Origin of the sequence: Pseudomonas nitroreducens (genome assembly GCF_014204515.1) — a bacterium.
GTDB classification, from domain to species: Bacteria; Pseudomonadota; Gammaproteobacteria; order Pseudomonadales; family Pseudomonadaceae; genus Pseudomonas; species Pseudomonas nitritireducens_A.
Window position 1 is genome coordinate 19504 of sequence record NZ_JACHLI010000050.1, and the last position, 16911, is coordinate 36414.

At 67.3% G+C, this 16911-nt stretch carries 14 protein-coding genes; 9 read left to right on the top strand and 5 right to left on the bottom strand.

Translation table 11 applies throughout. The features are described 5' to 3' along the window. Nucleotides 1-201 precede the first annotated feature (201 nt). Complete coding sequence (locus HNP46_RS33520) at nt 202-789, top strand: YecA family protein (protein WP_184597878.1); 588 nt, start codon at nt 202-204, stop codon at nt 787-789. 49 nt (nt 790-838) lie between these two features. After that, nucleotides 839-1237 carry a YbaN family protein gene (locus HNP46_RS33525; protein ID WP_184597881.1) on the top strand — a complete coding sequence of 133 codons (399 nt, stop codon included), beginning with the start codon at nt 839-841 and terminating at the stop codon, nt 1235-1237. A 178-nt stretch (nt 1238-1415) separates the two neighbouring features. On the opposite strand, the gene HNP46_RS33530 is transcribed toward HNP46_RS33525, so the two are convergent. Genes HNP46_RS33530 through HNP46_RS33545 form a run of 4 tightly spaced genes read right to left on the bottom strand, consistent with a single transcriptional unit; the run spans nt 1416 to nt 7828 of the window. Further along, nucleotides 1416-2831, bottom strand: coding sequence for a heavy metal sensor histidine kinase (locus HNP46_RS33530; protein WP_260403334.1), 1416 nt, complete (start codon nt 2829-2831; stop codon nt 1416-1418). Between the two features lie 5 nt (nt 2832-2836). Continuing rightward, nucleotides 2837-3529, bottom strand: a complete 693-nt coding sequence (locus tag HNP46_RS33535; protein WP_184597886.1) for a heavy metal response regulator transcription factor — start codon at nt 3527-3529, stop codon at nt 2837-2839. A gap of 49 nt (nt 3530-3578) precedes the next feature. Continuing rightward, entirely contained in the window at nt 3579-6686 is a 3108-nt protein-coding gene (locus HNP46_RS33540; protein WP_184597893.1) for a multidrug efflux RND transporter permease subunit, read from the bottom strand. Further along, nucleotides 6683-7828: an efflux RND transporter periplasmic adaptor subunit gene (locus tag HNP46_RS33545; protein ID WP_184597896.1), complete on the bottom strand. Its 1146-nt coding sequence runs from the start codon at nt 7826-7828 to the stop codon at nt 6683-6685. The genes HNP46_RS33540 and HNP46_RS33545 overlap by 4 nt, the downstream gene beginning before the upstream one ends. 207 nt (nt 7829-8035) lie before the next feature. Here HNP46_RS33545 and lapG point away from each other — a divergent pair, with 207 nt between their 5' ends. Both lapG and lapD read left to right on the top strand, forming a co-directional pair. Continuing rightward, on the top strand, nt 8036-8737 hold the full coding sequence (gene lapG / locus HNP46_RS33550; RefSeq protein WP_184597899.1) for a cysteine protease LapG: 702 nt from the start codon (nt 8036-8038) through the stop codon (nt 8735-8737). Nucleotides 8738-8749: 12 nt separating this feature from the next. After that, nucleotides 8750-10702 (top strand): cyclic di-GMP receptor LapD, encoded by a 1953-nt coding sequence (gene lapD, locus HNP46_RS33555; RefSeq protein WP_184597901.1) that lies wholly within the window; start codon nt 8750-8752, stop codon nt 10700-10702. A gap of 71 nt (nt 10703-10773) precedes the next feature. Here lapD and HNP46_RS33560 read toward each other — a convergent pair whose 3' ends face one another. Continuing rightward, complete coding sequence (locus HNP46_RS33560; RefSeq protein WP_184597904.1) at nt 10774-11067, bottom strand: DUF1330 domain-containing protein; 294 nt, start codon at nt 11065-11067, stop codon at nt 10774-10776. Nucleotides 11068-11173: 106 nt separating this feature from the next. Between HNP46_RS33560 and ribBA the strand changes: the two genes are divergently transcribed. The 5 genes from ribBA to HNP46_RS33585 all read left to right on the top strand — a co-directional run bounded on the left by ribBA (nt 11174) and on the right by HNP46_RS33585 (nt 16541). Then, nucleotides 11174-12283, top strand: coding sequence for a bifunctional 3,4-dihydroxy-2-butanone-4-phosphate synthase/GTP cyclohydrolase II (ribBA, locus tag HNP46_RS33565; RefSeq protein WP_184597907.1), 1110 nt, complete (start codon nt 11174-11176; stop codon nt 12281-12283). 324 nt (nt 12284-12607) lie between these two features. Beyond that, nucleotides 12608-13633, top strand: a complete 1026-nt coding sequence (locus HNP46_RS33570) for a polyamine ABC transporter substrate-binding protein (protein ID WP_184597910.1) — start codon at nt 12608-12610, stop codon at nt 13631-13633. Then, nucleotides 13618-14568: an ABC transporter permease gene (locus tag HNP46_RS33575; protein WP_184597913.1), complete on the top strand. Its 951-nt coding sequence runs from the start codon at nt 13618-13620 to the stop codon at nt 14566-14568. Before HNP46_RS33570 ends, HNP46_RS33575 begins: the two co-directional genes overlap by 16 nt. A 3-nt stretch (nt 14569-14571) precedes the next feature. Further along, a complete protein-coding gene (locus tag HNP46_RS33580) occupies nt 14572-15381 on the top strand; it encodes an ABC transporter permease (protein WP_184597915.1) in 810 nt (269 codons plus the stop codon). Nucleotides 15382-15398: 17 nt separating this feature from the next. Beyond that, nucleotides 15399-16541 (top strand): ABC transporter ATP-binding protein, encoded by a 1143-nt coding sequence (locus HNP46_RS33585; RefSeq protein ID WP_184597918.1) that lies wholly within the window; start codon nt 15399-15401, stop codon nt 16539-16541. Nucleotides 16542-16911 lie beyond the last annotated feature (370 nt).

The following is a 16911-nucleotide window of genomic DNA, read 5'->3' on the forward strand; positions in this document are numbered from 1 at the left end:
CCGAATGAAGCCGCGCATTATACGCAAGCGATCCCGCTGCGGCCGGCACCTTGTCCGGGAAACTGCGGAAAAATCCGTCACATGTGTCCGAGCTGTGCGTCGGAGCCCTGCGTCGGCGCGGGCTGCAAGGGCATTTGGCTTTTGCCGCGGGGCCTGGGAAAGACTACAATTCGGGACCGATCACCTCCGAGGTAGTAACTGATGTCCTTCGCCGACCAATTGTCCCGCCTGCAAGCCTTTCTCGATGCCGATGACCTGCACGAGGAAGCCTTGGACTACGTGGCGGCACACGGCTACCTGACCGCCCTGGCGATCTGCCCGGAGGAAGTGCCGGAGCGCGAGTGGATCGACGCCCTGTTCGCCGAGCCGCCGCACTACCGCAGCGAGAAGGAGCGCACCCAGATCGAAGCCACCCTGGTCCAGCTCAAGGCCCACATCATCCGCCAGATGGCCGGTGACGAAGAGCTGGAGCTGCCCTGCGAACCCTACCTGGGCGACGAGCCGGACGACTCCGACATCCGCGGCTGGTGCATCGGCTTCATGGAAGGCGTGTTCCTGCGCGAGGCCATCTGGTTCGAACAGGCCGAGGAAGAAGTCAGCGAGCTGCTGCTGCCGATCATGGTCGGTTCCGGCCTGTTCGACGAACAGCCCGAGTTCGACGAAATCGCCAGCGACCGCGGCCTGGTGGACGACATGGTCGCGCAGATTCCCGAGCTGCTGACCAACCTGTTCCTGCTGTGCCAGGCCCCGGAAGAAAAACCGGCGCTGCTCAAGCCCCGCACCCATTGATCCGCCGCCGGAGCCGCGCCCTGCGGCTCCGGATTCGCTGCGCCAGCCGATGCCAAGGGAAATCCGCCAGAGCCGCCACGCCTGGGTTCGCTATTGCCTGCTCGCTGTGGGCTGGCTCAGCGTGGCGCTGGGGGTGATCGGCATCTTCCTGCCGGTGCTGCCCACCACGCCCTTCCTCCTGCTCGCCGCCGCCTGCTTCATGCGCAGCTCCCAGCGCTTCTACGACTGGCTGGTGAACCACCCGAAACTCGGCCCGTGGATTCGCGACTATCTCGACGGCGAAGGCATCCCGCTCAAGGGCAAGGTCTACGCCATCGGCCTGATGTGGTGCAGCATCCTGGTTTCCGGCTTCATCGTGCAGCGCCCGTGGGCCTGGGCGTTCATGCTGACCAGTGCGACGCTGGTGACGGTCTATCTGATTCGGACGAAGACTCGGCGGTTGGACTAGATCGAGTCCTCTGCCGGCCCGCCCCCCCTCTCCCCAGCCCTCTCCCTGAAGGGAGAGGGAGCAGACCGTGCCGGCTGGTGACACGGAGTCATCCTGCACCGAACCAGTCCCCTCTCCCTTCGGAGCGGGGCGCGCAGCCAGGGTTAGGGAGAGGGAAGGAACCCAAGCACCAAATCTCTCAGACGGGCACTACTTCCCCCACAGCCCCGTCACCATCCGGGCGATACACCGCCGCCCCCACTGCATCGACAGTGAAGCCAAAGGTATTCACCCCACCCTCGCTGCGCACAAACACCGACCCACCATGCATGCTCGCCACCGCCTTGACGATGGACAGCCCCAGCCCATGCCTGCTCTGGCTGTTGGCGCGGGCCAGGTCGGCGCGGTAGAAGCGCTCGAACAGGCGCGCGCGCTGCTCGGCAGTGATCGGCGCGCCGGGGTTGCTGACTTCCACCAGCGCAGCGCCGCGTTCGCCGCTCAGGCGCACCTCGATGCGGCCGCCCGGTGCGGTGTGCTGGGCGGCGTTGTACAGCAGGTTGGTCACCGCACGTTGGAACAGCGCCCGTTCGACGCAGGCCCGCGCGTCGCCGCGCAGATTCACCTGCACGCCCTGCTCGTCGAAGATCACTTCGAGGAAATCCACGGTCTTCGCCACTTCCGCCGCCAGCGAGGTTTCCACCCGCTCGGCGGCCAGCCCGCCCTGGTCGACGCGGGCGAGGAACAGCATGTCGTTGACGATGGCGCGCAGGCGCTCCAGTTCTTCCAGGTTGGACTGCAGGACTTCCTCGTAATCCTGCGCGCTGCGCTCGCGGGACAGCGCCACCTGGCTCTGGCCGATCAGGTTGGCCAGCGGCGTGCGCAACTCGTGGGCGACATCGGCGTTGAACGACTCCAGTCGCAGGTAGGCCTGCTCCAGCCGGCCCAGCGCTTCGTTGAACGCGCCGGCCAGCGCCGACAGTTCCGCCGGCAGGCCTTCCAGGCGCAGGCGCTGTGAAAGCAGCTTCGGGCTGATCTGCCGGGCCTCGGCAGAGAGCTCATGCAGCGGCCGCAGGCCGACGCGGGCGATCCAGTGTCCGCAGAGCGCAGCCAGGGCGATACCCAGCGCGGAGAGCACGAACAGCGTCACCAGCGTCGCCTCGCGGGCGTGCTGGAAGGCCACGCTGTCGATCGCCGCCAGCAGTACCAGCGCCGGGCGCCCGCCACTGGCCGGCAGCACACCGACACGGGCGCTGAGCGGCGAGTCGTGCTCGGGCAGCTCCAGCTCCGCATAGCCATTGCCGCTGCGCAGCATCCGCTGCACCGCTTCGTTGGCCTGGCCGTAGCGGAAGCGCGTGTCGTCGCTGCCGATCCAGAATCTGATCAGCTCGTACTCCTGGCTCAGGGTGTTGAGCTTGAGCTGCATGTGTGGCCAGCGTTCGGCCAGGTCGGGCTTGTCGAGCATGCGCGCGACCATGTTGAAGCGAGTGTCCAGCTCCGAGCGCTGCAGGCGCTCGATCTGCCCGTCGAGCACGCAGTAGATGGCCGAACCGATGAGCAGGAAGATGCCCAGCGCGGCGGCGGCGAACATGCCTGCCAGGCGCGTGGACAGCGACAGCCCCCTCACGCCTCGCGCTCCTGAGCCGCGCGGCTTTCCAGCACGTAGCCCATGCCGCGGATGGTGTGCAGCAGCTTGCTGTCGAAGGGCCCGTCGAGCTTGGCGCGCAGGCGCTTGATGGCGACCTCGACGACGTTGGTGTCGGTGTCGAAGTTGATGTCCCAGACCAGCTCGGCGATGGCCGTCTTGGAGAGGATTTCGCCGCTGCGCTGGGCCAGCACGCAGAGCAGCGAATACTCCTTGGCGGTCAGTTCCAGACGCGTGCCGCCGCGCTGCACGCGGCGGCTGACCAGGTCGATGGCCAGATCAGCGATGCGCATCTGCGTCGCGCTTTCCAGGTGCGCTCCACGGCGGGTCAGGGCCTGCAGGCGCGCCACCAGTTCGAGGAAGGAGAACGGCTTGATCAGGTAGTCGTCGGCGCCCTCGCGCAAACCGCGCACGCGGTCTTCCACACGCTCGCGGGCGGTGAGCATGATCACCGGCGTCTGCCGTTGTTCGCGCAGGGCGCGCAGCACGCCGTAGCCGTCGATGCCGGGGAGCATCACGTCGAGGACGATGACGTCGTATTCGCCGTTGAGCGCCAGGTGCCGGCCGTCGATGCCGTTGCTGGCCACGTCCACGGTGAAGCCCTGCTCGCTCAACCCGCGCTGCAGGTAGTCGGCGGTCTTGATCTCGTCTTCGACTATCAGTACGCGCATGCCCGGCCTCCGTTCTGTGCGTCGAGCGTCCATGCTACCCAGCCCCGGCTCATGCCGCACCTGTGACGGGCGCGGGCAACGGCTGGCGATGGAACAGCCGGTCCAGCGCCAGGTACACCACCGGCGTGCTGAACAGCGTCAGCGCCTGGCTCACCAGCAGGCCGCCGACCACTGCCACGCCCAGCGGCTGGCGCAGCTCCGAGCCGGTGCCGAAGCCGATCATCAGCGGGATGGCGCCCAGCAGCGCCGCCAGGGTGGTCATCATGATCGGCCGGAAGCGCGCCAGGCACGCCTCGCGGATCGCCACATCGGGCGACAGACCACGCTGGCGCTGCGCGGCCAGGGCGAAGTCGACCATCAGGATGCCGTTCTTCTTGACGATGCCGATCAGCAGTACCAGGCCGATCAGCGCCATCACCGAGAACTCCAGGCCCCAGCCCCAGAGCAGGAACACCGCGCCGATGCCCGCCGAAGGCAGGGTGGAAAGGATGGTCAACGGGTGCACGAAGCTCTCGTAGAGCACGCCGAGGATCACGTAGACAGCGAACAGCGCGGCGAGGATCAGCAGCGGCTGGCTCGCCAGGGAACTCTGGAACGCCGCCGCCGCGCCCTGGAATTCGCCGCTGATGCTGGAGGGCATGCCGATGTCCGCCTGGGCGCGCTGCACCAGGCCCACCGCCTCGCCCAGCGCCACGCCCGGCGACAGGTTGAAGTTCAGGGTGACCGCCGGGAACATGCCGTTGTGGTTGATCTGCAGTGGCCCGGACTTGGCCGGCGCGACCCGCGCCACTGCTGCCAGCGGCACCATCTCGCCGGTCAGCGGCGAGCGCAGGTGGAACCAGGCCAGGCTCTCGGCGCGGCCGCGCTGGCGCGAATCCAGTTCGAGGATGACCTTGTACTGGTTGACCTCGGTCTGGAATTCGCCGACCTGGCGCTGGCCGAAGGCGTCGTAGAGCGTCTGGCTGATGTCCTCGGCGGACAGCCCGAAGCGCGCCGCCGCCACCCGGTCGATGTCCAGCGAGGTGACGCTGGCGCCCATCTGCAGGTCGTTGGAGACGTCCTGCAAACCGCCCTCCTCCTTCAGCCGCTGGGTCAGGCGATCGGCCCACAGCGCCAGCGCCGCGCTGTCGTTGCTGCGCAGGGCGTACTGGTACTGGGTGCGCGCCGGGCCGACGGCGAGGTTGATGTCCTGCGCCGAGCGCATGTAGAGGACGATGCCCGGCACCCTGGCCAGTTTCGGGCGGATGCGGTTGATGAACTCGTCCACCGAGACGTCGCGGTCGCCACGGTCCTTGAGCACGATCCAGAAGCGCCCGTTGGACAGGCTCTGGCTGCCGCCGGTGATGCCGATGGCGTGGTTGTAGCTCTGCACCGCCGGGTCGGCGGCGACGATCTCGGCCAATTGGCGGTGTTTCTCGGCCATGTCGGCGTAGGAGATATCCTCGGCGGCCTGGGTGGTGCCGGTGATGAAGGCGGTGTCCTGGGAGGGGAAGAAACCCTTGGGAATGCCGACATAGCCGGCCACTGCAATGGCCACGCAGACCACGAAGCCGGCGAGCACTGTGCGCTGGTGCTGCAGCGACCAGTCCAGCCCCTTGGCGTAGCGCGCCAGCAGCCAGCCGGAAATACCGCCCTGATCGTGCCCATGCCCGCTTTTATGATGATGGGGCGCGCCCATGAAACGCGAGGCCAGCATCGGCGCGATGCTCAGCGAGGCCAGCACCGAGATCAGGATGGCCGCCGTGACGCTGACGGCGAACTCGCGGAACAGCCGCCCGACGATGCCGCCCATGAACAGCAGCGGGATGAACGCGGCGATCAGCGAGAAGCTGATCGACACCACCGTGAAGCTGATTTCCGAGGCACCGGCCAGCGCCGCCTCGACCCGATCCTTGCCCTGCTCCAGGTGGCGGTGGATGTTCTCCACCACCACGATGGCGTCGTCGACGATGAAGCCCACGGCGATGATCAGCGCCACCAGCGTCAGGTTGTTCAGGGTGAAGCCCAGCAGGTACATGGCCGCGAAGCTGGCGCTGAGCGATACCGCCAGCACCGTGGCGACGATCAGGGTCGCCGACAGCTGGCGCAGGAACAGGCCCATCACCAGCACCACCAGGCCCATGGTCAGCAGCAGGGTCAGCTCCACCTCGTGCAGCGAGGCGCGGATGGTGCGCGTGCGGTCGTTCAGCACTTCCACGTCGACACCCGCCGGCAGCATCTCGCGCAGGCGCGGCAGCTCGGCCTGGATCGCATCGGCGGTGTCGACGATGTTGGCGCCCGGCTGGCGCAGGATCACCAGCGCCACGCCGGGGCGGCCATCCGGCCAGGCCTGCACGTAGTCGTCCTCCGGCGCCTTCACCACCTTGGCCAGGTCGCGCAGGAACACCGGCGCGCCAGCGCGGTAGGCAACCACCAGATCGCCGTATTCCGTGGGGCTGAACAGCTGGTCGTTGGCCGCCAGGGTGGAGACGCGGCCGTCGCCGAACAGCGCGCCCTTGGCCAGGTTGATGCTCGCCGACTGCAGCGATTGGCGCAGATCGGCCAGGGTCAGGCGGTAGGCGGCGAGTTTCTCCGGCTGCGCCTGGATGCGGATCGCCGGGCGCTGCTGGCCGACCACGAAAATCTGCCCGACCCCGCCGATCTGGCTGAGCTGGCGCGCCATCAGGGTTTCGGCCAGATCGCTGAGCTCGATCAGCGGCATCAGCTCGGAGTTCATCCGCACGATCATGATCGGGCTGTCAGCCGGGTTGATCTTGCGCCAGGTCGGCAGGTTCGGCATGTCCGCCGGCAGGCGCCCGGCGGCGGCGTTGATCGCGGCGGTGACCTCCTGGGCGGCGACGTCGATGTTCTTTTCCAGGTCGAACTGCAGCGTCAGGGTGGTCGAGCCCAGGGCGCTGGTGGAGAGCATCTGGGTGATGCCAGGAATGGCGCTGAACTGCACCTCCAGCGGCGTCGCCACCGACGACGCCATGGTCTCCGGGCTGCCGCCGGGCAGCAGCGCCTGCACCTGGATGGTAGGGAAATCCACCTGCGGCAGCGGCGCCACGCCCAGGCGGAAGAACGCCAGCAGGCCAAGGAATAGCGAGGCGATGGTCAGCAGGCAAGTAGCGATGGGATGGCGCACGCACCAGCCGGACATGCCGGCCCCCACGCTCATGGCGCGCTCCGGCGGGCCAGGGTCTGCACGTCGCCCTGCACCTCCACGCGGGCGCCGGGAGTCAGGCGCGAGTGGCCATCGAGCACCACTTCATCGTCCGCCGCCAGGCCTTCGACGATCGTGCGGCCATCCACTTCCTCGACGATGCGCACCGGCACCTTCTGCGCCTTGCCATCCTCGATGCGGAACACGAAGGCGCCGTCCAGACCGCGGCGCACCGCGCGGCTGTCCAGCACCAGGCCGTTGCGCAGCACGCCGGACTGCAGGTCGATGGCGACGAACTGCCCCGGCCAGAGCTGGCCGTCCTGGTTGTCGAAGACCGCGCGCACGCGGATGGTGCCGGTGCTGCTGGCAACCTGATTGTCGATGCTGCGCAGATGGCCCTCGCCGAGCAACTGACCGCCGTCGCGGCTGCGCGCCACCACCGGGGAATCGCCCTTCATCAGCGGTTGCAGTTGCGGCAGGCTTTCCTGCGGCAGGGCGAAAACCACCGAGATCGGCGACATCTGGGTCACGCTGAACAGGCCGTTGCTGTCATTGGTGCGCAGCAGGTTGCCGACGTCGACGTTGCGGATGCCGACGCGGCCGGCCACCGGCGAGGTAATGCGGGTGTAGGACAAGCGCACGCGCTCGGCGTCGATGGTCGCCTGGTTGCCGCGCAAGGTTGCGCGCAGGCGGGCAGCTTCGGCTTCGGTCTGTTCGAGGATCTGCCGGGAGATCGAGCCGCGCTGGCTCAGCGTCTGGTAGCGCGCCAGGTCCTGCTCGACGATACGCAGCTGCGCCTGGTTGCTCTGCCGGGTGGCTTCGGCCTGCTCCAGCGCAGCCTTGATCGCACGGTCGTCGATGGTCGCCAGCAGTTCGCCCTGCCGGACCATCTGCCCTTCCTCGACGAGCAGCGCGGTGAGCTGGCCTTCCACCTGCGGGCGCACCAGCACGCTGGCAAGCGAGGTGACGGTGCCGACGCCGTCGATGTTCTGCGTCAGGTCCTCGCGGGCCACGCGGGCCAGGGTCACCGGCACGCCGGCCGGCTGGGCCGCGGCCTGTGGCGCCTCGTGCCGGCCGGCGAAACCCCAGAAGCCCGCCGCCAGTCCCGCCACTCCCAGCGCTGCCGCCGCCAGCCAAATCCGCCGTTGCCCCTGCATCCCGCTCTCCTGCTTTTGGTTCGACCACAGCGGCCACATCCTGGGGTTATAAGCCAGCGCCTGGGTCCGGATGCTGACCCTTAAATGACAATCCTGTCAGTTTCGCCGACAAGCCCCGCAGGACGGGGCTTTGCGCCCATGGCGATGCGCCAGCGCAAGTTCTGCAAGAGCGCCTAGACTCCACACATCCCACATGGAGCGCTGGCGATGCAGCCACCCCGAGGAGCCCTCCGGCTGTTCGCCAGCCCGCTGCGTCTGCGGGCCGGTGTGCTGCTGCTCGCGCTCCTCGCGCTGACCGCCGGCGCCGCCTGGAATTTCGACACCATCCTGAAGAACGCCGAGCAGAAATACGGCAACCTCGGCAGCGCCAAGACCCGCATCGAATCCTGGGCGCGACTCATCCAGGACAGCGAGAACCTCGACGAGCCGGCCAAGCTCAAGGCGGTCAACGCCTTCTTCAACGGCGCCCTGGTATTCACCGACGACCGCACCGTCTGGCACCAGGAGGACTACTGGGCAACGCCCATCGAATCCCTCTACAAGGGCGCCGGCGACTGCGAGGACTACTCCATCGCCAAGTTCGTCACCCTGCGCCGCCTCGGGGTTGCCAGCGACAAGCTGCGCATCACCTACGTCAAGGCGCTGCAGCAGAACCAGGCGCACATGGTGCTCACCTATTACGCCTCGCCCACTGCCGAGCCGCTGGTGCTGGACAACCTGATCCCGCAGATCAAGCCCGCCTCCCAGCGCAAGGACCTCCTGCCCGTCTATGCCTTCAACGCCGAGGGGCTGTGGCTGCCCGGCGCCAATGGCGGCAAGCGCACCGGCGACAGCAAGAAGCTGTCGCGCTGGCAGGACCTGTTGACCAAGATGCGCGCCGAGGGCCTGGACCTCGACGAGACGCGATAGGAGAACCCCGGCATGTCATTGCTCAAGCAACTGTTCCTGGCGATCTGCCTGTTCCTCGTGGTGGCCTTCGCCGGCAGCTTCGCCGCCAGCCTGGAAAGCTCCCGCGAGCAGCTGATCGGCCAGTTGCGCTCGCATGCCCAGGACGCCGCCACCGCGCTGGGGCTGTCGCTCACCCCGCACGTGGACGACCCGGCGATGATCGAGCTGATGGTCAGCTCGATCTTCGACTCCGGCTACTTCGCCACCATCCGCGTGGTGAGCATCCCCGACGGCAAGGTCATCGTCGAACGCGACAGCGACAGCCAGGACCAGAAGGTCCCGGCGTGGTTCGCCAAGCTGGTCAACCTCAAGGCCCAGGGCGGCGACGCGCTGATCATGCGCGGCTGGGAGCAGGCCGCGCGGGTCGAGGTGGTCAGCCATCCGCAGTTCGCCCTGGCCAAGCTGTGGGACGGCGCGCTGGGCAGCCTCGCCTGGCTGCTGGCCTGCGGGCTGGTCAGCGCCGTACTCGGCGGCTGGCTGCTGCGCACCCAGCTCAAACCGCTGGACCAGATGGTGCAGCAGGCCCACGCCATCACCCGCCGCGAATTCCTCACCCTGCCCAAGGAGCCGCGCACCCCGGAGCTCAGGCGCGTGGTGCAGGCGATGAACCAGATGGTCGACAAGCTCAAGGCACTGTTCGCCGAGGAAGCCACCCGCAGCGAGAAGCTGCGCGAGGAGGCCTACCAGGACAGCCTCTCGGGTCTGGCCAACCGCCGGCTGTTCGACGCGCGGCTGGATGCCCAGTTGTCCCCCAGCGAACAGAACGCCGCCGGCTACCTGCTGCTGCTGCGCCTCAACGACCTGGCCGGGCTCAACCAGCGCCTGGGCGGGCAGCGCACCGATGCGCTGATCCGCGACGTGGCCGAACTGCTGGAGCGCGAGCGCGAACAGCACGGCACCCCGGACTGGCTGGCCGCGCGCAGCCGTGGCGGCGAGTTCACCCTGCTCGCCCCCGGCGTCGACAGCGCCAGCGCCGAACTGCTCGCCGACCAGCTCAGCGCCGCCCTGGAGAACCTGCGCGGCACCGGCGCCAGCGATTGCAAGCCCGTGGCGCACCTCGGCCTGGCGGCCTTCCGCCCCGGCGAGTCGGCGGCCAGCGTGCTGTCCCGCGCGGACCAGGCACTGGCGCAATCGCAATCCTCGCCCGATCGCCCCTGGCAGCGCCTGGACAGCTCCGGCGGCCAGCCCGCACAGGACTCCCGCGCCTGGCGCGACTGGCTCGACGATGCGCTGAACAAAGGCAAGCTGCAGCTATGGTTCCAGCCCGTGCGCGGCTGCGTCGAAAATGGCGAGCTGCTGCACCAGAAGGTCCTCGCGCGGCTGCTCGATCCCAAGGGCGAGGCCGTGGCCGCCGGGCAGTTCCTGCCGTGGATCGAGCGCTTCGGCTGGTCCGCGCGCTTCGACCTGGCGATGCTCGAGCACGCCCTCGCCCACCTCGCCCAGCAACCGGCGCCGCTGGCCCTGTCGCTGTCGGCGGAAACCGTGCGCAGCGCCGAACCGCTGCGTCAGTTGTTCGACATCCTCCGTGCCCACCCGCAGGAGGCCCGGCTGATGACCCTGGAGGTGGACGAACGCTACCTGCCGCCACCGGCCGAACTGGAGAAACTCGCCCAGTCCGTACAGGAAGTCGGCGCCCAGCTGGGCCTGCAGCACTTCGGCGGGCGCTTCAGCCTGATCGGCAACCTGACCCGCCTGGGCCTGGCGTACCTGAAGATCGACGGCAGCTACATCCGCTCCATCGACCAGGACAACGACAAGCGCCTGTTCATCGAAGCCATGTACCGCGCCTCCAACAGCATCGACCTGCCGCTGATCGCGGAGATGGTCGAGACCGAGGGGGAATTGCAGGTACTGCGCGAGATGGGCATCGCCGGTGCCATGGGCCGGCTGATCGGCGCGCCGAAGCCGTCGCAGAGGAACAGCTAGGTCGGGGCATCCGCTGGCAACGTAAAGCGCTTCGCGAGCCGGCTCGCGAACCAGCGCTGCTCCGCAAGCACTTACCCCTCGAAGCCCTCGACGATGACGATATCCGCCTTCGCCACGCCCTGGCGGTGGGCGCAGGCCTCCTGGTATTCCGTCGAGCGGTAGCAGGCCACCGCCTGATCGTAGGAGTCGAACTCGATCACCACGCTGCGCTGCGGCGTGGCGCGGCCTTCCAGGGCTTCGGAACGGCCGCCGCGGGCGAGGAACTTGCCGCCGTACTTGGCGAAAGCCGCCGGCGCGCGGCGGGTGTATTCACCGTACTGCTCGGCATCGGTGATATCGACGTGGGCGATCCAGTAAGCCTTCATGCTGACCTCTGCTGCTATGGTTTCCAGGGCGGGATGCTGTTTTGGACAAGAAAGGTATTATGGTATACCAGAGTTTTCCTCCAATGATCCAGCCAGGTAACGCACCATGCCGTTCGACCGTATCGAAGACATCATCGAAGACTACCGCCAGGGCAAGATGGTGCTCCTGGTCGACGACGAAGACCGCGAGAACGAAGGCGACCTGCTGCTCGCCGCCGAGCTCTGCACGCCGGCGGCGATCAACTTCATGGCCCGCGAGGCGCGCGGGCTGATCTGCCTGACGCTGACCGACGAACACTGCGCCCGCCTGGGGCTGGAGCAGATGGTGCCGGCCAACGGCAGCGCCTACTCCACCGCGTTCACCGTCTCCATCGAGGCGGCGACCGGTGTCTCCACCGGCATCTCCGCCGCCGACCGCTCGCACACCGTGCTCACCGCCGTGCAGCCCGGCGCCCGCGCCGAAGACCTGGTACAACCCGGCCACATCTTCCCCCTGCGCGCCCGCGAAGGCGGCGTGCTCACCCGCGCCGGCCACACCGAAGCGGGCTGCGACCTGGCGCGCCTGGCCGGTTTGACGCCGGCCTCGGTGATCGTCGAAGTGATGAACGACGACGGCAGCATGGCCCGCCGCCCGGAGCTGGAAGCCTTCGCCAAGCTCCACGGCATCCGCATCGGCACCATCGCCGACCTGATCCACTACCGCCTGAGCAACGAGCACACCGTCGCGCGCATCGGCGAGAGCGAGCTGCCCACCGTGCACGGCACCTTCCGCCTGGTCACCTACGAGGACCGCATCGAAGGCGGCGTGCACATGGCCATGGTGATGGGCGACATCAAGCGCGACGAGCCGACCCTGGTACGCGTCCACGTGATCGACCCGCTGCGCGACCTGGTCGGCGCCGAGTACACCGGGCCGAAGAACTGGACGCTGTGGGCCGCCCTGCAGAAGGTCGCCGAAGTCGGCCACGGCGTGGTCGTGGTGCTGGCCAACAACGAATCGTCCCAGGCGCTGCTGGCCCGCGTGCCACAGCTGACCCAGGCGCCGCGGCAGTTCACCCGCTCGCAATCGCGCATCTACTCCGAGGTCGGCACCGGCGCGCAGATCCTCCAGGACATCGGCGTGGGCAAGATCCGCCACCTGGGTGCGCCGCTGAAGTACGCCGGCCTCACCGGCTACGACCTGGAAGTGGTGGAAACCCTGCCGTTCGAAGGCTGATCCGTTCGTCCGCTCGCCGTGCTGGCGTTTCGCCAGAAATTTTCAGCACGGCCAGCGTTGAAAAAGATTTCCTTTTCAATCAACCACCTGCGCAACACGAGGAATGACGGGCGCTGCACGCAAGCTTCCCGGCGACGATGGTCGGTGACGCCGAGGACTTGCGGAAAGTTTGGAATACCATAATATGACATTCCGTAGACCTCACCTTTTCTGCCAGTCAGCGTGCCACTCCGGCGCTGGCTACAAAGACGCTACGGCCACCTGCTCCAGACAGGCGATCCACGAAGACCGCCGTGAACAATCACAACAATGAGGGCAAGCAAGATGGTGTTCAAAAAACGTGCGATGGCGGTCCTGACCGCTGCATTCCTCGGCGCAACCGGCACCGCTGCCTTCGGCGCCGACAGCCTCAGCTTCGTCAGCTGGGGTGGCACCACCCAGGATGCGCAGAAGCAGGCCTGGGCCGAACCCTTCACCCAGTCCACCGGCATCGCCGTGGTGCAGGACGGTCCTACCGACTACGGCAAGCTCAAGGCCATGGTGGAGAGCGGCAACGTCCAGTGGGACGTGGTCGACGTCGAGGCCGACTTCGCCCTGCGCGCCGCCGCCGAGGGCCTGCTGGAGCCGCTGGACTTCAACACCATCAAGCGCGACCGCATCGACCCGCGCTTCGTCTCCGACCACGGCGTCGGTTCCTTCTATTTCTCCTTCGTGCTGGGCTACAACCAGGGCAAGGTCGGCGGCAAGCAGCCGCAGGACTGGTCGGCGCTGTTCGACACCGCCAACTTCCCCGGCAAGCGCGCGCTGTACAAATGGCCGAGCCCCGGCGTGCTGGAACTGGCCCTGCTGGCCGACGGCGTGGCCAAGGACAAGCTCTACCCGCTGGACCTGGACCGCGCCTTCAAGAAGCTCGACACCATCAAGAAAGACATCGTCTGGTGGGGCGGCGGCGCGCAGTCGCAGCAGCTGCTGGCCTCCGGCGAGGCGACCCTCGGCCAGTTCTGGAACGGCCGCATCTACGCCCTGCAGCAGGACGGTGCTCCTGTCGGTGTGAGCTGGAAGCAGAACCTGGTCATGGCCGATTTCCTCGTGGTGCCCAAAGGCGCCAAGAACAAGGACGCGGCGATGAAATTCCTGGCCAACTCCAGCAGCGCCAAGGGCCAGGCCGACTTCGCCAACCTGACCGCCTACGCCCCGGTGAACCTGGACAGCGTCAGCCAGCTCAAGGGCGACCTCGCGCCTAACCTGCCCACCGCCTACGCGTCGGAGCAGATCACCCTGGATTACGCCTACTGGGCGAAGAACGGCCCGGCGATCGCCGCACGGTGGAACGAATGGCTGGTCAAGTGAAAATGGCTGTGATGCAGCCGGGCCAGCCTGCCGGAGGCGCATCCCGCGCCGCCGGCAGCGCCGCTGCGAAGGCACAACCCATGCGCCAGGATGAAGTACTGACCCACCGCTGGCGTGGCTTCCGCAACCTGCTGCCGGCGCTGCTGTTCCTCGGCCTGTTCTTCCTCGCGCCGCTGATCGGCCTGTTGCTGCGCGGCGTGCTGGAACCGACCCTGGGCCTGGACAACTACGCCCAGCTGTTCGCCAACTCGGCGTACTCGCGGGTGCTGTTCAACACCTTCGCGGTCGGCGCGCTGGTCACCGTGATCAGCCTGCTGCTGGGCTTCCCGCTGGCCTGGGCGATCACCCTGGTGCCACGTGGCTGGGGCCGCATGCTGTTGAACATCGTGCTGCTGTCGATGTGGACCAGCCTGCTGGCGCGCACCTACTCCTGGCTGGTGCTGCTGCAGGCCTCGGGGGTGATCAACAAGACCCTGATGGCGCTGGGTATCATCGACCAGCCGCTGGAGATGGTGCACAACCTCACCGGCGTGGTGATCGGCATGAGCTACATCATGATCCCGTTCATCGTGCTGCCGCTGCAGGCGACCATGGCCGCCATCGACCCGATGGTGCTGCAGGCCGGCTCGATCTGCGGCGCCAGCCCCTGGGCCAACTTCTTCCGGGTGTTCATCCCGCTGTGCCGGCCGGGGCTGTTCTCCGGCGGGCTGATGGTCTTCGTCATGTCCCTGGGTTACTACGTCACCCCGGCGCTGCTGGGCGGTGCGCAGAACATGATGCTGCCGGAGTTCATCGTCCAGCAGGTGCAATCCTTCCTCAACTGGGGCCTGGCCAGCGCCGCCGCCGCGCTGCTGATCGCTATCACCCTGGTGCTGTTCTACCTCTACCTGAAGCTGCAGCCGGAATCGCCGGTGGCTTCCAGTAGCGCGAGGTAAGCCATGCTGCTCTCACCCAATGCCATGAGCCGGCGCATGCGCGTCGGCCTGTACCTCACCACCGGGACCATCGCGGCCTTCCTGCTGCTGCCGATCCTGTTCATCGTCCTGCTGTCGTTCGGTTCCTCGCAGTGGCTGGTATTCCCGCCGCCGGGCTGGACGCTGAAGTGGTACGGCCAGTTCTTCTCCAACCCCGAATGGATGAGCGCAGCGCTGGCCAGCCTGAAGGTGGCGATCCTCACCACCCTCTGCTCGGTGGCCCTGGGCCTGCCCACCGCGTTCGCCCTGGTGCGCGGCAAGTTCCCTGGCCGCGAGCTGCTCTACGGGCTGTTCACCCTGCCGATGATCGTGCCGCTGGTGATCATCGCGGTGGCGGTCTACGCGCTGTTCCTCAAGCTCGGCTACACCGGCACGCTGTTCTCCTTCGTGGTCAGCCACGTGATAGTCGCGCTGCCGTTCACCATCATCTCGATCATCAACTCGCTGAAGCTGTTCGACCAGTCCATCGAGGACGCCGCGGTGATCTGCGGGGCGTCGCGCCTGCAGGCGGTGATCAAGGTGACCTTCCCGGCGATCCGCCCCGGCATGGTCGCCGGCGCCCTGTTCGCCTTCCTGGTCTCCTGGGATGAAGTGGTGCTGAGCGTGATGATGGCCAGCCCGACCCTGCAGACCCTGCCCGTGAAAATGTGGACCACCCTGCGCCAGGACCTGACCCCGGTGATCGCCGTCGCTTCGACGCTGCTGATCGGCCTGTCCGTGCTGGTAATGGTGATCGCCGCCGCCCTGCGCCGGCGCAATGAAATCCGCGCCTGAGCGCCGAGGTAAATGCCATGAGTGCCGTGATCCAAGAATCCCGCGAGCAGAAGACCCTGGTCAGCCTGCGCAACCTGAACAAGTTCTATGGCGACTTCACCGCCGTGGACAACATCTCCCTCGACATCCAGGACGGCGAATTCCTCACCTTCCTCGGCTCCAGCGGCTCGGGCAAGAGCACCACGCTGTCGATGCTGGCCGGCTTCGAGACGCCCAGCAGCGGCGAGATTCTGGTGGAAGGCCAGTCGCTGGTGAACGTGCCGCCGCACAAGCGCGACATCGGCATGGTGTTCCAGCGCTATTCGCTGTTCCCGCATCTTTCCGTGCGCGACAACATCGGTTTCCCGCTGGACATCCGCAAGCAGAAGGGCGCCGAGCGCGACCGTCGCGTCGATGCCATGCTCAAGCTGGTGCAGCTGGACCAGTTCGCCCACCGCCGCCCGGCGCAGCTCTCCGGCGGCCAGCAGCAACGCGTCGCCATCGCCCGCGCGCTGGTCTACGAACCGCGCATCCTGCTGATGGACGAACCCCTCGGCGCGCTGGACAAGAAGCTGCGCGAAGACCTGCAGGACGAGCTGCGCCACCTGCACCGCCGCCTGGGCATCACCATCGTCTACGTGACCCATGACCAGGAAGAAGCCATGCGCCTGTCCCAGCGCATCGCCATCTTCAGCCACGGCAAGATCGTCGGCCTGGGCAGCGGCTATGACCTCTACCAGAACCCGCCGAATGCCTTCGTGGCCTCGTTCCTGGGCAACTCCAACTTCCTCCGCGCCCGTGCCCACGGCAACGCCGCGGCGGAGTTCGAAGGCCGCGCCCTGGCTATCCGCCCGACCGCCAACCTGCGCGAAGGCCAGGACATCCTGCTGATGGTGCGCCCGGAAAAAGCCCAGGTGCTCAGCCCGGCCCAGGCCGCCGCCACACCGCTGGCCGCCGGCTGGAACGAGCTTCCGGCGAAGGTCGCCGAGACCGTGTTCCTCGGCGAGAGCCTGACCTGCAGCGTGGTCACCGCCAGCGGCGCCCAGCTCACCCTCAAGGAACTCTCCGGCAACACCCAGCCGCTCGCCCCCGGCAGCGAAGTCCGCGTGCGCTGGGCCGCCGCCGACGCGTGCGTGTATGACCAGTGGAACGAGAGCGACCTGACCAAGGGCGCGCATTGATCCCCTGACAACGGTTCATCCCTTGAACCCCCGGTTTCCCTTGTGGAGCCGGGGGATTTTTTTGTGTGCCGTTTGTCCAGGGGCGGCGTGCCACGAGCAGGCAATACCCAGGTTGCCGATGTGTTGGGCCCGATGGGTATCGCTGCGCTCCACGCCATCCTACGTCGGGCTTCGCCGTGATTTCGGTGTGGACGTCGGATCGCGGACGAAGTCCGCTCCTACGAGAAGCGCCTCAGCGCGTGCTTCAGCTCTAGCTCTAGCTCTAGCTCTGAAGTCTTCCAGAGAAACACCCGCGCACTCCGAATGCCCCGTTCAGGAGGCCTCGTTGAAGCGCAGTTTCAGGGGTTGAGCGACATGGATGTCGCGAGAG

Coding starts and splice junctions, on each gene's coding strand:
- lapD (WP_184597901.1), top strand. CDS start 8,750: ATGTCATTGCTCAAGCAACTGTTCCTGGCGATCTGCCTGTTCCTCGTG.
- HNP46_RS33570 (WP_184597910.1), top strand. CDS start 12,608: ATGGTGTTCAAAAAACGTGCGATGGCGGTCCTGACCGCTGCATTCCTC.
- HNP46_RS33535 (WP_184597886.1), bottom strand. CDS start 3,529: ATGCGCGTACTGATAGTCGAAGACGAGATCAAGACCGCCGACTACCTG.
- HNP46_RS33540 (WP_184597893.1), bottom strand. CDS start 6,686: ATGAGCGTGGGGGCCGGCATGTCCGGCTGGTGCGTGCGCCATCCCATC.
- ribBA (WP_184597907.1), top strand. CDS start 11,174: ATGCCGTTCGACCGTATCGAAGACATCATCGAAGACTACCGCCAGGGC.
- lapG (WP_184597899.1), top strand. CDS start 8,036: ATGCAGCCACCCCGAGGAGCCCTCCGGCTGTTCGCCAGCCCGCTGCGT.
- HNP46_RS33580 (WP_184597915.1), top strand. CDS start 14,572: ATGCTGCTCTCACCCAATGCCATGAGCCGGCGCATGCGCGTCGGCCTG.
- HNP46_RS33575 (WP_184597913.1), top strand. CDS start 13,618: ATGGCTGGTCAAGTGAAAATGGCTGTGATGCAGCCGGGCCAGCCTGCC.
- HNP46_RS33525 (WP_184597881.1), top strand. CDS start 839: ATGCCAAGGGAAATCCGCCAGAGCCGCCACGCCTGGGTTCGCTATTGC.
- HNP46_RS33585 (WP_184597918.1), top strand. CDS start 15,399: ATGAGTGCCGTGATCCAAGAATCCCGCGAGCAGAAGACCCTGGTCAGC.
- HNP46_RS33520 (WP_184597878.1), top strand. CDS start 202: ATGTCCTTCGCCGACCAATTGTCCCGCCTGCAAGCCTTTCTCGATGCC.
- HNP46_RS33560 (WP_184597904.1), bottom strand. CDS start 11,067: ATGAAGGCTTACTGGATCGCCCACGTCGATATCACCGATGCCGAGCAG.
- HNP46_RS33545 (WP_184597896.1), bottom strand. CDS start 7,828: ATGCAGGGGCAACGGCGGATTTGGCTGGCGGCGGCAGCGCTGGGAGTG.